We start from the raw sequence: 13,635 nt of genomic DNA, 5'->3' as shown, positions 1-13,635 counted from the left end.
CGATGTCGCGCTATGTGCTCGCCAAACTGGGGCAGGCGGTGTTCGTGGTGTGGGGCGCCTACACCATCACCTTCGTCCTGCTCTACGTGCTGCCCTACGACGCGGTCGACGTCCTGTTCGACCCGTCGCAGGGCGACCTCATCAGCGAGGAGGACAAGCAGAACTCGCGCATCTACTACGGTCTCGACGGAAACCTGCTGGGCCAGTACACCTCCCGGCTGCTGGCCGCGGTGCGCGGTGACTTCGGCGTGTCGACGCGGACCGGCGAGGAGGTCTGGCCGCTGATCCTGTCGGTGCTGCCGCAGACCGCGCTGCTGGCGGGCACGGCCCTGGTCATCGCGGTGGCCCTGGCCTTCGCCGTGGCCACCTCGGCGGGCTACACCCGCACCCGCTGGCTCGCCGACCTGGTCGCGACGCTGCCCGCCGCGGGGGTGTCGGTCCCGGTGTTCCTCGTGGGACTGGCACTGCTGCAGGTGTTCTCGTTCCAGCTGGGCTGGTTCCCGCCGATCGGCAACGAGGGGTTCGCCGCGCTGGTGCTGCCCGCGGTGACCCTGGCCATCCCGGTCTCGGCGCCGATCGCGCAGCTGCTGATCAAGAACTTCGACGCCGAACTGCACGCGGGCTATGTCACCGTCTCGGTGGCCAAGGGCGCGACCCGGCTGTGGGTGCTGGCGCGTGAGGTGCTCAAGAACGCCGCGCTGCCCGCGCTGACCATCGCCGGGGTGACCTTCGGCAATCTGCTCGCGGGCGCGGTGATCGTCGAAACCGTCTTCTCCCGTGCGGGATTGGGCAGGCTCACCGAGACCGCGGTGCGGACCCAGGACGTGCCGCTGGTGCAGGCGGTGGTGGTGTTCGCCGCGCTGGTCTTCGTCACGGTGAACTTCCTGGTCGATCTCGTCTATCCGCTGGTGGATCCGCGACTGCGGACCCGCGTGCAGGCAAGGACTCCGGTATGACCGTCCTCGACAGCAACCCCCGCGTCGTGGCCACCGGTCGCGCCCACCGCCTACGGCACGCGCTGACCGACAAGCCGGGACTCACCCTGGCCTGGCTGGTGATCGCCACCGTCGTCGCCTGGGCGCTGGTGCCGTCCTGGTTCACGAAATACTCTCCGCTGGAGGGAGATTCGGATGCCAGCTTCAGTGCGCCGAGTCTCGAGCACCTGTTCGGCACCGACCGCCTCGGCCGTGACCTGCTGGCCCGCACCATCTACGGCACCTCGACCACGCTGACCGCCACGCTGCTCGCGGTGGCGCTCGGCTTCGTGATCGGCTCCGCGATCGGGCTGCTCAGCGGCTTCCTCGGCGGGCGCGCCGACGCGGTGATCATGCGCTTCGTCGACGTCCTGCTGGCGATTCCCGGTCTGCTGCTGGCGATGGCCGTGGTCACCGCGCTGGGCTACGGCACGGTCAACATCGCGATCGCCGTGGGTATCTCGGCGGTCGCGGCCTTCGCCCGGGTGATGCGTTCGGAAGTGCTCAAAGTCGCGGGCACCGACTACGTGGAGGCCGCCTACGGCTCGGGCGCGGGATTCGGCCGGGTCGTCGTCCGGCACGTGCTGCCGAACTCCCTGGCCGCCGTGCTCTCGCTGGCCGCCCTGGAATGCGGCTCGGCGATCCTGGCCGTGGCGGCCCTCGGCTTCCTCGGCTACGGGGCGCCACCACCGGAACCCGAATGGGGCCTCGCGGTGGCCGAGGGCAGGGACTTCCTGGCCACCTACCCCTGGATCTCGCTGCTGCCCGGCGTGGTCATCGCCGTGGTCGTCCTGTCCACCAACCGAATCGGCCGAGCACTGGGAGGCACCCGATGAGCGACACCGACACCCTGCTCCGGATCGAGAAGCTGTCCGTGCGCTACCGCACGCGCGGCCAGGAACCCGGACACGCCGCCGTCGACGGGGTCTCCCTGGCCGTGCGGCGCGGCGAGTTCGTCTCGATCGTCGGCGAATCCGGGTCGGGCAAGAGCACCACCATCCACGCCGCCCTGCATCTGCTACCCACCTCGGCACAGGTCGAGGCGGGCGTACTCGAATTGAACGGTCACGACACCGCCGCCTGGAACGACCGCAGGCTGGCCCGGCTGCGCGGCCCGTTCGTCGGGTTCGTGCCCCAGGACCCCGGCACCTCGCTGAACCCGGTCAAGCGCGTCGGCATCCAGGTGCTCGAGGCGCTGCGGCTGCACCGGCGGGTGGAATCCGGTCCAGGTCGCGCGCTGGCCGAGGCGAAACTCGCCGCGGCGGGGCTGCGCGATCCCGAACGCGTGTACGGGCAGTATCCGCACGAACTGTCCGGCGGCATGAAGCAGCGCGTACTCATCGCCATCGCGCTGGCCAACGACCCGGAGCTGCTGGTGGCCGACGAGCCGACCTCCGCGCTCGACGTCACCGTGCAGAAGGTGATCCTCGACCACCTGGCCGACCTGCGCGCCACCCTCGGCCTCGGCGTCCTGCTGGTCACCCACGACCTGGGCGTGGCCGCCGAACGCTCGGATCGGCTGGTGGTGATGCAGCACGGCCGCATCGTCGAGGAGGGCACCGCCGAGCAGATCCTCACCGATCCGCGGCACGAGTACACCCGTCGCCTGGTCGCCGCGGCGCCGACCCGGCACAGCACCAGGCTGGTCGGCACGCGTCAGCGGGCCGGGCAGGCCGTCGAGCCCACGGACCTGCTGCGGGTGCGCAACCTGAGCAAGACCTTCGCGCGCGGCGCGGTGCGGGCGGTGGACGAGGTGACGCTCGCCGTGCGCGCGGGCACCACGCACGCGCTGGTCGGTGAGTCCGGTGCGGGCAAGTCCACCGTGGCCCGGATCGCGGCGGGCTTCGCCACCGCCGATTCCGGCGAGGTGTGGTTCGACGGCACCCGTATCGACGGACGCTCCCGCGCGAAACTGCGCCCGATCCGCCGGGAGATCCAGTTCGTCTACCAGAACCCGTACTCCTCGCTGGACCCGAAGTTCACCGTGGAGCAGATCATCGGCGAGCCGCTGGCGGCGCTCGGTCTGCTGCCGCGCGGCAACCGTCGGCGGGACCGGGTGCGTGAGCTGCTGGATGAGGTCGCGCTGTCCAGGGAACACCTGCGGCGCAAGCCCGCCGAACTCTCCGGCGGGCAGCGCCAGCGGGTCGCCATCGCGCGGGCACTCGCGGCCGGGCCCCGGCTGCTCGTGCTCGACGAGGCGGTCTCGGCGCTGGACGTGTCGGTGCAGGCCCAGATCCTGCGCCTGCTGGTCGACCTGCAGCACGAGCAGGGCCTGACATATCTGTTCATCACCCACGATCTGGGCGTGGTGCGCCTCGTGGCCGACGAGGTGACGGTGATGCGCGGCGGCGCCGTGGTCGAAACCGGGTCGGTCGCCGAGGTTTTCGCCGCGCCGTCCCAGGACTACACCCGGCGGCTGCTCGACGCCGTACCGGTGGGCGCGCCCGGTCCCGACCCGGTCGGCGCCATCGCGCGCTCGGCGTAGCGAAACTGCACAGAATCGCTCTGATCGTAAGGATTTCCTGGAATGTCGCTTGTCGCGATGATGAGAAAACCCGGGACGCCAGCCGGTCGAAGCGAGGAATCATGTACGACATTCGACGCCTTGTCCTGTTGCGCGACCTCGCCGAGCGAACCACGATGACGGCGGTCTCGGAACTGCACGGAATCACCACCTCGGCGGTGTCGCAACAGTTGCGCATTCTGGAAGAGGAAGTGGGCACCGTGCTCACCCGCCGCGAGGGCAGAGTATTGCGCCTGACCCCCGCGGGCCGGGTGCTGGTGGATTACACCTCGCGGATCATCACCGCGCTCGAGGAAGCCGAGAGCGCGGTGGCCGCCACCGCGGAGGCGATCACCGGGGTGCTCACCCTGGCCACCTTCCGCACCGCGCAGACCCGGCTCGCGCTGCCCGCCGCCGCCAAACTCATGAGCGAGAATCCGGGCCTGCGGGTGCGGGTGGTCGACCTGATGCCGGTGGACTCGGTGCCCGCGGTGCGCCAGCAGGAGGTCGACATCGCGATCACCTACTCGTACTCGTTCCGCGCCCGTGACCTGCCGCTCGGGCTGTCCTCGGAGTTCCTCTTCGGTGACCCGCTGGTCCTGCTCGCCCCGGCCGGCCTGCGCGAACGTGCCCGCCAGCACGGTCTGGCCGCGGTCCGCGACGCCGACTGGGTCACCGCCCGCGACGGCGCGCCCTCGATCGTGTCGGTGATGTACGCCTGCCGCGAGGCGGGTTTCGCGCCGCGCATCGAGCACCGCAGCGGCAGCTTCGCCGGGATGGCCGAGATCGTCGACCACGGGCTCGGTGTCGCGGTGGTGCCGGAGATGTCGGTGCCGCCGGAGTACCAGCACCTGATCGCGTGCACCATCGCCGACGGGACCCGTCAGATCGGGGTCACCTACCGGCAGGCCTCGCTGGAGCGTCCCGCGATCGCGGCGGCCATTCGCACGCTGCGCACCATCGCGACACCGGAGAAATTGGCGTCGTAGAAATGCGTTCGATGATCGAGAAAATCTGAACGAATCTCGTAGATCACCTGTCTTGTTCGGCGGTGCCGCCCGTTCCGATACTGGAGCCGGGATATCGAAAGACGATTCTTTTCTGGTGCCCGGATCGCCGTTACCGGCGAATTCCGGTGCGCCGCAATCAAGAAAGTGACACCCGATGACTACCACCGTGGCACCCGAGCAGACCGCGCACGGCCTGGACGAGGACGCGTTCACCGACGCGCTGGCCCAGATCGCCGACCGCGCCGCCGAACACGACCGGGCGGGCCGCTTCCCCTTCGCCGCGTTCGAGGCATTGCGTGCCATCGGCGCGCCCGCGCTGACGGTGCCGGTGGCGTACGGCGGTCTCGGCGGCGGCCTGGCGCAGGCGGTCGAGGTGATCGAGCGGGTCGGTGCGGCCGACCCGTCGGTGGGGCTGATCCTGCAGTGGAACTACACCAACCACCTGAGCCTGGTGCGCGCGGACAGCCCGTGGCCCGCCGAACTCAAGGAACTGGTGTTGCGCTCGGCCGCGACCGACGGTGCGCTGATCAACGGCCTGGCTGTCGAACGCGAACTCGGCAGCCTCTCGCGCGGCGGCATCCCGGCCACCACCGCCACCCGGCTGCCGTCGGGGGACTGGCGCATCGACGGCGAGAAGGCCTATGCCACCGGCATTTCCGGGCTGAGCTGGTTCACCGTCACCGCCGCGACCGCCGAACCGAACCCGCGGATCGCGACCTTCCTGCTCGACCGGTCGGCCACCGACTGGCACATCGAATCCACCTGGAACCACCTCGGCCTGCGCGCCTCCGACACCCAGTCGGTGGTCTTCGACGGCACCGTCGTCGCGCCCGAGCGCCTGGTCGAACTGCGTGACCCCGCGGCCGGACCGAAGGGGCGCCGGCCGGGCAGGCAGGCGCTACCGCTGCTGCTGGCCGCCAACTACACCGGTGTCGCGATCGCGGCCAGGGACTGGCTGGTGCGCTACCTGCACACCAGAGTGCCCACCGCACTGGGGGATTCGCTGGCCACCGTGCCGCGCTTCCACGACCGGGTCGGTGAGATCGAGGCCTGGATCCAGACCAGCCGCGCGCTCGTGCGCCAGGGCGTGGCGGTCCTGGCCGAGGACGAACACAGCAAACTGCCCGGCCTGGCCAAACACGTGGCCACCGGCACCGCCATCCGGGTCACCGAATCCGCGCTCGATCTCACCGGCAATCCGGGCCTGGACCGCCGCCATCCGCTCGAACGGCATCACCGCGACGCCATGGTGGGCCGCATCCACACCCCGCAGAGCGATCTCGTGCTCGCCGACCTCGGTCGCACGGCGCTGGCCGCGGGTCGCGCCAAGGAGCAGCAGCCGTGAGCCGACGACAGGTCCACCTCAACGTCAACATCCTCAACGCGGGCGTGTTCGGCGGCTCGTGGCGCTTCCCCGGCACCGACCCGGCCGCGAGTTTCACCCTCGACCACTACGTGCGCATCGCCCAGCGCGCCGAGGCCGCGACGTTCGACGCGATCTTCCTCGCCGACGGTCCCGCGATCCGCGAGGACATCAGGTACCGGCCGTTCAACAGCCTGGAGCCGACCGTCGTCCTGGCCGCCGTCGCCGCGGCCACCGAACGCGTCGGCCTGATCGCCACCCTGTCGTCGAGCTACAACGACCCCTACGACGTGGCCCGCCGCTTCGCCTCGCTGGATCTGCTCAGCGGCGGGCGCACCGGCTGGAACGTGGTGACCACCGCGGGCGCCGACGCCGCCGCCAACTTCGGCTTCGACGCCGAACCGGCCCATGCCGCCCGCTACGAACGCGCCGCCGAATTCGTCGAGGTGGTGCGCAAGCTCTGGAACAGCTGGGAGCCCGACGCGCTGATCGGCGACAAGGCCACCCACCGCTTCGCCGACTACACCCGCATCCACGCCGCCGACCACCACGGGACCCACTTCGACGTGGCGGGCCCGCTGAACGTGCCGCGCTCACCACAGGGCGAACCGGTGGTCGTGCAGGCCGGTGCCTCGAAGGACGGCCGGGCATTGGCCGCCCGGGTCGGCGAGGTGATCTTCACCGCCGCCCAGACCGCGGACGAGGCGGGGGAGTACTACCGCGACGTGAAGGCCCGCGCGGTCGGCTACGGCCGCAGGCCCGAGGACATCCTGATCCTGCCCGGCCTGTCCACCGTCATCGGCGCGACCGAAGCCGAGGCGGCGCAGCGCCGGGAACTGCTCGCCGAACTGGTGCCGCCGGAGTACGCACTCGACCGGCTGGCCGGCCAACTCGGCGTCGGCCGCGAGGATCTCACCCTCGACGGCCCGCTCCCGTGGCATCTGCTCGCCGACCCCGACGAAGCGGGCGGCTCGCAGACCTTCTACAAGATCGCGCTCGGCCTGGCCCGCCGGGAGAACCTCACCGTGCGCCAGCTGCTGCGCAGGCTGGGTGGCGGCGCCGGGCACCGGATCGTCACCGGCACACCGGAACAGGTGGCCGATGCCATTGTGGACTGGGTCGACAAGGGCATCGCCGACGGTTTCAACCTCATGCCCGATGTGCTGCCCGGCGGGTTCGACGACTTCGTCGACGGCGTCGTGCCGATCCTGCGCGAGCGCGGCGTGTTCCGCACCGAATACGCGGCGACCACGCTGCGCGGCCACCTCGGATTGCCCGTCCCGGTCTTCGGGGACACCATCGCGGAAGGGGCGGCCTGATGGCACGCAGACTGCATTTCCTGGTCAATGTCGGGAGCACGGGCTATCACCCGGCGGCCTGGCTGGAACCTTCGCTGCCCGCCGACGCCTTCATCCAGCTCGCGCACTATCAGCGGGTGGCGGCCGAGGCCGAACGCGGCGCACTCGACGGCCTGCTGTTTCCCGACATCCCGGTGCAGCAGCCCGGCATCGCCCGCGGGCCCGCCGCCACCATCGACCCCACCCTGCTCGCCTCCGCGCTGGCGGTCACGACCGAGCGGCTCGGCCTGATCCCCACCGCCACCAGCACGCTGAACCTGCCCTACAACCTGGCCCGGCGCATTCTCTCGCTCGACCATGTCAGCGGCGGTAGGGCGGGCTGGAACATCGTCACCACCTTCGAACCCAACGCGGCCCGCAACTTCGGCATCACCGAGCTGCCCGACCGCGACGAGCGCTACCGGCGGGCCGCGGAGTACGTCTCGCTCACCGAGAAGCTCTGGGACAGCTGGGAATCCGACGCGCTCATCGGCGACCAGGAAGCCGGGCGATTCGCCGACCCCGAGCGGGTGCACGCGGTGGACCATCAGGGCGAGTTCTACTCGGTCGCGGGTCCGCTCAATGTCCTGCGCTCGCCGCAGGGTCGCCCGGTGCTCGTGCAGGCGGGGGCGTCACCGCAGGGTCGCGCCTTCGCCGCCGCCCACGCCGAGGCGATCTACACGACCCAGCTGAGCCTGTCGGCCTCACGCGCCTTCTCGACCGAGATCCGCACGGCCGCAGCGGCATCCGGACGCGACGGCGATATCCTCCGGATCCTGCCCGGACTGGTCCCGGTGATCGGCGCGACCGAGACCGAGGCACACGCGCGCTTCGACGAACTGCAGAATCGCCTGCACCCCGACAGCGCGCCGGTGCGTCAACTCGCCCGCTGGCTCGGCTACTCCGACATCGACCTCGACCTCGACGCCCCACTGCCGCACCATCTCACGACCCTGCCGCCGAACCGGATCGGCCCGCAGGGCTTCTTCACCTCGATCACCGGCTACGCCCTCGAGACCGGCCACACCGTGCGGCGACTGCTCACCGAATTCCTCGGCGGTCACCGCGTGGTGATCGGCACGCCGCAGACCGTGGCCGATCACATCGAGCTGTGGTTCCGCAACGGCGGGATCGACGGGTTCACCGTCATCCCGGCCGTGCTGCCCGGCTACCTCACCGACTTCGTCGACGGGGTGGTGCCGATCCTGCGCAAGCGCGGCCTGTTCCGGCACGACTACGAACACACCACCCTGCGCGGTCACCTCGGGCTGCCCGAGCCCGCGAATTCCTTTGCCCGCGAACCCCTCTCCACCATCGGAAAGTGACAACCACTCCATGACACTGCGACACCTCGGCCGCACCGGCGTGCTGGTCAGCCCACTCACCCTGGGCGCCATGAACTTCGGCGCCTGGGCCAATCCCGACCACGACGACGCGGCCACCATCATCCACCGTGCTCTCGACGCGGGCATCAATGTCGTCGACACCGCCGACGTGTACTCCCAGGGCGAGAACGAACAGATCGTCGGCAAGGCACTGAAGGGCCGCCGCGACGAGGTGGTGCTGGCCAGCAAGTTCCACGGCCAGATCGGCACCGACCCCAACACCCGCGGCAACTCCCGGCGCTGGATCATCCGCGCCGTGGAGGACTCGCTGCGCCGCCTCGACACCGACCACCTCGACCTCTACCAGGTGCACCGCCCCGATCCCGGCGTGCCGATCGAGGAGACCCTGCGCGCGCTCGACGACCTGGTGCGCGCGGGCAAGATCCGCTACTACGGCACCACCACCTTCGAACCGCACCAGCTCGTCGAGGCACAGTGGGTGGCCCAGGACCGCAATCTGCAGCGCCCGGTCACCGAGCAGCCGCCGTACTCCATCCTGGCTCGCGGCGCCGAACGCGCCACCCTGCCCATCGCCCAGCGCCACGGCCTCGGTGTGCTCACCTGGAGTCCCCTCGCGGGCGGCTGGCTGTCCGGCCGCTACCGGGCGGGGGAGACGGCACCCGAGTCGACCAGGCTCACCCGGCAACCGCACCGGCACGACCCGGAACTGGCCGCCAATCAGCGCAAGCGCGCCGCCGCCGAGGAACTGGCCAAGCTCGCCGACGAGGCGGGGCTGTCGCTGGTGCACCTGTCGCTGGCGTTCGTGCTGCAGCATCCCGCGGTGAGCACCGTCATCATCGGCCCGCGCACCCTGGCCCACCTCGAGACCCAGCTCGGCGCCGTCGACGTGCGGCTGAGCACCGAGATCCTCGACCGGATCGACGAGATCGTCGCGCCCGGCACCACCATCAGCCCCGCCGACGAGGGCTACCTGCCCCCGTCGCTCACCGATGCGGCCACCCGCCGCCGCACCACGATCGGAGCCACCCGATGAGCCTGTCCGACCTGCGCGTGCTCGGCCGCACCGGCGTCCGGGTCAGCCCGTACGTCCTCGGCACCATGAACTTCGGTTCCCGCGGCGGCACCACCCACGAGGAGTCGATCGGCCTGATCCACCGCGCGCTCGACGCCGGGATCAACACGGTCGACACCGCCGACACCTATTCGCGCGGTGAATCCGAGATCATCGTCGGCAAGGCCCTGAAAGGCCGCCGCGACCAGGTGATCCTGGCCTCGAAGTTCCACAACGCCGTCGACGACGACCCCACCCATCGCGGCAACTCCCGGCGCTGGATCGCCCGCGCCGTGGAGGATTCGCTGCGCCGCCTCGACACCGACCACCTCGACCTGTATCAGGTGCACCGCCCCGAATCGGTGACCGCGCTCGAGGAAACCGTCGCCGCGCTCGACGATCTGGTGCGCGCGGGCAAGATCCGCTACTACGGCACCTCGGTGTACTCGCCCGGCGAGCTCGTCGAGGCGCAGTGGATCGCCGACCGCACCAAGGCCAATCGCCCGGCCACCGAACAGGTTCCGTACTCGCCGCTGATCCGTGGCATCGAACGCGAGACCCTGCCCATCGCCCGCAAGTACGGGCTCGGCGTGATCACCTACGGCCCGCTGGCCGCGGGCTGGCTCTCGGGCAAGTACCGGCTCGGCGCGGACCAGCCGCATTCCCATCGCGCCGAACTGATCCCGGGCCGCTTCGACATCGACGCGCCCGCCAATGCCGACAAGCTCGCCGCGGCCGACGCGCTCGCCGTCCTCGCCGAGGAATCCGGGCTCACCCTGATCCAGTTGGCGATCGGCTTCGTCCTGGCCCACCGCGATGTCACCGCCGCCATCATCGGCCCGCGCACCGGCGAGCACCTCGACACCTACCTCGCGGCGGCCGATGTCGTCCTGACCGACGAGATCCTCGACCGCATCGACGAGATCGTCCCGCCCGGCACGATCTTCTCCGACCGTGACACCGGCAAGATCCCGGACGCGCTCGCCGACGCGGCCCTGCGCAGGAGCGCCGCGTAAGGCGCTCGTCATTTCTGCTCGGCCGGACGATAAACGTTGCCCGATCTGCCTGTCCGGCCGAGTATTGATGATCATCGGACACGGGCAGAGGAGGTAGTCGACATGTGTTGTCGCCTCTTCTGCCCGTCGATCGTCATCAGCGGCTGAGGCCACGGGCCCCTCACCGCTTCCCCCGCACCTCCTCGGACGACATCGGCGCACCGTGCCAGCCGGGCCCACTTTCGCTCCAGGAGGCCACCGTGCCAGTACCCCCGCCCCGCCGCCTGCGCCTCGGCCTGCTCACGGGAGCGCCCGGCAACTCCGTGCCCGGTCGGCTGACACCAGGCGATGTGCGCCGCCCGGGCGCGGTCCTCGACCACTACGTGGCACTGGCCAGGACCGCCGAGGCCGCCAAATTCGACCTGCTCTTCGCCGCCGACGGCCTTGGCTCCGACACCGAACTCGGCTCGCGCCCCGAACCGCTCACGCTGTTCTCGGCGCTGGCCGCGGTCACCGAGAACATCGGGCTCGTGCCGACGGTGTCCACCACGTTCACCGAGCCGTTCAACCTCGCCCGCCAGCTCCAATCGCTCGATCACCTCTCGCGCGGCCGGGTCGGCTGGAACGCGGTGACCTCCACGGTGGGTGAGGCCAACTTCGGTGACGCACCGCTGCCCGCGCACGAGGACCGCTACCGGCAGGGGCTCGAGCACGTCTCGGTGGTCACCCAGCTGTGGGATTCGTGGCGCGACGGCGAACAGGGCGGGCCGATCGACCATCGCGGCGAGTTCTATTCCGTCGCGGGCCCGCTGCCGCTGCCGCGGTCAGACCAGGGCAGGCCGGTGCTGTTCCAGGCCGGATCGTCCGCGGACGGCACCTCGTTCGCGGCGCGTTTCGCCGAAGGTGTCTACACCGCGCAGCAGACCCTGCCCGGCGCCCAGCAGTTCTATCGCGAGCTGAAGGCGAAAACCGCGGCGGCGGGCCGGGATCCGAGTGGCGTGCTGGTCCTGCCCGGGGTGAGCACCACCATCGGCAGTACCGAGAGCGAGGCCCGCAGGCTCGACGACGAACTGTTCGAGGCGAGCTACACCGATGCCACCCTCACCGCGCTCGAGCGTCTGCTCGCCGGGATCGACCTGTCCGCCTACGACTTCGACGATCACATCCCCGAGAACCGGCTGCCACCGGTCCGCTCGATTCAGGGCAGGCAGAGCCGCTACGGCGTCTTCCGCGACCTCGCGGTGGAGGACGGCTGGACCGTCGGCGAACTGCTGCGACTCCACCAGCGCTCGGCCGGACACGGCCGCATCGTCGGTTCGCCCGAACAGGTGGCCGACCGGCTCGCCGACTGGTTCCAGCAGGGCGGCGCCGACGGCTTCATCGTCATGCCGGGCCAGGGGACCGGCGGCGTGGAGGCGTTCACCCAGCACGTGGTGCCGATCCTGCAGCGGCGCGGGCTGTTCCGCACCGACTACGAGTCCTCGACCCTGCGCGGCAACCTCGGCCTCACCCCGGAATCGCAATGGGCGCAGGTGGATCCGCCGGTGGCGGCGGAAGCGGTCTGAGCGGTGGCCGCGCACACACGCTGATCCCAGACCATCGAGCCATACCGGCCACTGCCGCGCGGTGGCACGGAACGAGGAGTACCCCCATGACCGAGAACCGACTGCCGATCGTCGACTTCCACAATCACTTCCGCCCGCCCTGGTGGCGGGAGATCGCGCCGACGCCGCTCCGCGACACCGGACCGTTCGCTGTGCTCGACGACATCGACGCCCTGGTGTCGTTCACCCGTGCGGGGGAGGTGGACCAGCGGATACTCGGCGCGCCGATCGATCTGCTGTTCGGCCCCCTGGTCGATGTCGACAGCGAACAGGTCACCCGGATCAACGAGTACCTCGCCGGCGTCGTCGCCGAACACGCACCCCTGCTCGGCGGTTTGGCCACCGTCGACGCCTTCGCCGGCACCGCGGGCGCCGAACAGACCCGCGAGGCCGTCGAACGGTTCGGCTTGTCCGGCATCGTGGTCGATTCCTATCGCCGCGGTGAGTACCTCGGCGCCGAGGCCACCAGGCCGACCTTGGAAGCCGCTGCGGCGCTGCGGGTTCCGGTCTTCGTCCATCCTGTCTTCGCGCCGGGCTCCGATGTGCTGATCGCGGCCGCCGGTCAACCCGGCAACTCCTACGGCCGTGGCTTCACCAACGGCATCGCCCTGCTGAGCCTCCTGCATGCCGGAATACCCACGGCCCTGCCGGATCTCGACCTGGTGTTCACCTCCCTCGGCACCGGCGCACTGCTCTTCGCGGGCGACTACTTCGCCGAGAATCGCCGCGCGGTCGCGGCCGGGCTCGCCGCGCGCCATCGCCTGCACATCGACACCCTGCGCCTCGACCCCGCCACTCTGCGCTACCAGCTCGACGTCCTCGGCCCCGATCGCGTCCTCGTCGGCACCGACTGGCCGATCCGCACCGACGGCACCCGCACCGACATCGAAGCCTTCTTCGACGCCGCCGGAATCGACACCGCGACCAGGGCCGAGATCGCCGCGGGCACGGCCCGGCGGCTGTTCGGCGCTAGAGGGTCCGCCCGATTCGGCGCAACGGTGAGAGAACAAGTGCCAGTGCCGCGAACATGAATGCGCCCGCCGTGATCGCGACGCCCGCCCGCAACCCGAAGACCGCCGCGACCGCACCGCCGAACAGGGCGCCCAGCGGACTGGTGCCCTGGGCGACGAACCGGATGGAGGCGGCCACCCGGCCCAGCATCTCCGGGGGCGTCGACACCTGCCGGATGGTGAGCATGGTGACGTTGTTGGCCGACCCGAGCGCGGTGAAGACGAAATAGATGGTGGCCAGCGCCGCCACCGACAGCCAGCCGTTGCCGTGCACCAGCGCCACGAACTGCATGGCGGTGTTGGCCACCAGTGACGAGCCGACGAGCGCGCGCCCGTAGCCGATCCTGGGTGGCATCACCACGGCCAGCAGCGACCCGGCCAGCAATCCGGGCCCGATCGCGGCCATGACCAGCCCGATCTGACCCGCCGACAACTCGAGTGT

12 protein-coding genes are annotated in these 13,635 nt (G+C 70.5%); 11 read left to right on the top strand and 1 reads right to left on the bottom strand.

Going from position 1 to position 13,635, the window contains the following annotated elements:
• Positions 1-2 precede the first annotated feature (2 nt).
• From ACFVVM_RS09095 to ACFVVM_RS09045, 11 genes are all read left to right on the top strand, one after another.
• A complete protein-coding gene (locus tag ACFVVM_RS09095) occupies positions 3-956 on the top strand; it encodes an ABC transporter permease (RefSeq protein ID WP_387615102.1) in 954 nt (317 codons plus the stop codon).
• Positions 953-1,810, top strand: a complete 858-nt coding sequence (locus ACFVVM_RS09090) for an ABC transporter permease (RefSeq protein WP_387615099.1) — start codon at positions 953-955, stop codon at positions 1,808-1,810. The genes ACFVVM_RS09095 and ACFVVM_RS09090 overlap by 4 nt, the downstream gene beginning before the upstream one ends.
• Positions 1,807-3,459 carry a dipeptide ABC transporter ATP-binding protein gene (locus ACFVVM_RS09085; RefSeq protein WP_387615096.1) on the top strand — a complete coding sequence of 551 codons (1,653 nt, stop codon included), beginning with the start codon at positions 1,807-1,809 and terminating at the stop codon, positions 3,457-3,459. Before ACFVVM_RS09090 ends, ACFVVM_RS09085 begins: the two co-directional genes overlap by 4 nt.
• Positions 3,460-3,560: 101 nt before the next feature.
• Entirely contained in the window at positions 3,561-4,466 is a 906-nt protein-coding gene (locus ACFVVM_RS09080) for a LysR family transcriptional regulator (protein ID WP_387615094.1), read from the top strand.
• A 175-nt stretch (positions 4,467-4,641) separates the two neighbouring features.
• A complete protein-coding gene (locus ACFVVM_RS09075) occupies positions 4,642-5,832 on the top strand; it encodes an acyl-CoA dehydrogenase family protein (protein ID WP_387615092.1) in 1,191 nt (396 codons plus the stop codon).
• Complete coding sequence (locus tag ACFVVM_RS09070; RefSeq protein ID WP_387615090.1) at positions 5,829-7,169, top strand: LLM class flavin-dependent oxidoreductase; 1,341 nt, start codon at positions 5,829-5,831, stop codon at positions 7,167-7,169. Before ACFVVM_RS09075 ends, ACFVVM_RS09070 begins: the two co-directional genes overlap by 4 nt.
• Positions 7,169-8,512 (top strand): NtaA/DmoA family FMN-dependent monooxygenase, encoded by a 1,344-nt coding sequence (locus ACFVVM_RS09065; RefSeq protein ID WP_387615087.1) that lies wholly within the window; start codon positions 7,169-7,171, stop codon positions 8,510-8,512. The genes ACFVVM_RS09070 and ACFVVM_RS09065 overlap by 1 nt, the downstream gene beginning before the upstream one ends.
• Positions 8,513-8,522: 10 nt before the next feature.
• Positions 8,523-9,566, top strand: a complete 1,044-nt coding sequence (locus tag ACFVVM_RS09060; protein WP_387615084.1) for an aldo/keto reductase — start codon at positions 8,523-8,525, stop codon at positions 9,564-9,566.
• Positions 9,563-10,600: an aldo/keto reductase gene (locus tag ACFVVM_RS09055; RefSeq protein WP_387615081.1), complete on the top strand. Its 1,038-nt coding sequence runs from the start codon at positions 9,563-9,565 to the stop codon at positions 10,598-10,600. The genes ACFVVM_RS09060 and ACFVVM_RS09055 overlap by 4 nt, the downstream gene beginning before the upstream one ends.
• A gap of 239 nt (positions 10,601-10,839) precedes the next feature.
• Positions 10,840-12,144 carry an NtaA/DmoA family FMN-dependent monooxygenase gene (locus ACFVVM_RS09050; protein WP_387615079.1) on the top strand — a complete coding sequence of 435 codons (1,305 nt, stop codon included), beginning with the start codon at positions 10,840-10,842 and terminating at the stop codon, positions 12,142-12,144.
• 86 nt (positions 12,145-12,230) lie between these two features.
• Positions 12,231-13,214, top strand: a complete 984-nt coding sequence (locus ACFVVM_RS09045; RefSeq protein WP_387615076.1) for an amidohydrolase family protein — start codon at positions 12,231-12,233, stop codon at positions 13,212-13,214.
• Here the strand turns inward: ACFVVM_RS09045 and ACFVVM_RS09040 are convergent.
• A complete protein-coding gene (locus ACFVVM_RS09040) occupies positions 13,153-13,626 on the bottom strand; it encodes a hypothetical protein (protein WP_387616854.1) in 474 nt (157 codons plus the stop codon). The genes ACFVVM_RS09045 and ACFVVM_RS09040 overlap by 62 nt on opposite strands.
• Positions 13,627-13,635 lie beyond the last annotated feature (9 nt).

Source organism: Nocardia sp. NPDC058176 (genome assembly GCF_042883805.1).
GTDB lineage: Bacteria > Actinomycetota > Actinomycetes > Mycobacteriales > Mycobacteriaceae > Nocardia.
This window is presented reverse-complemented; position numbering and strand designations above follow the sequence as displayed.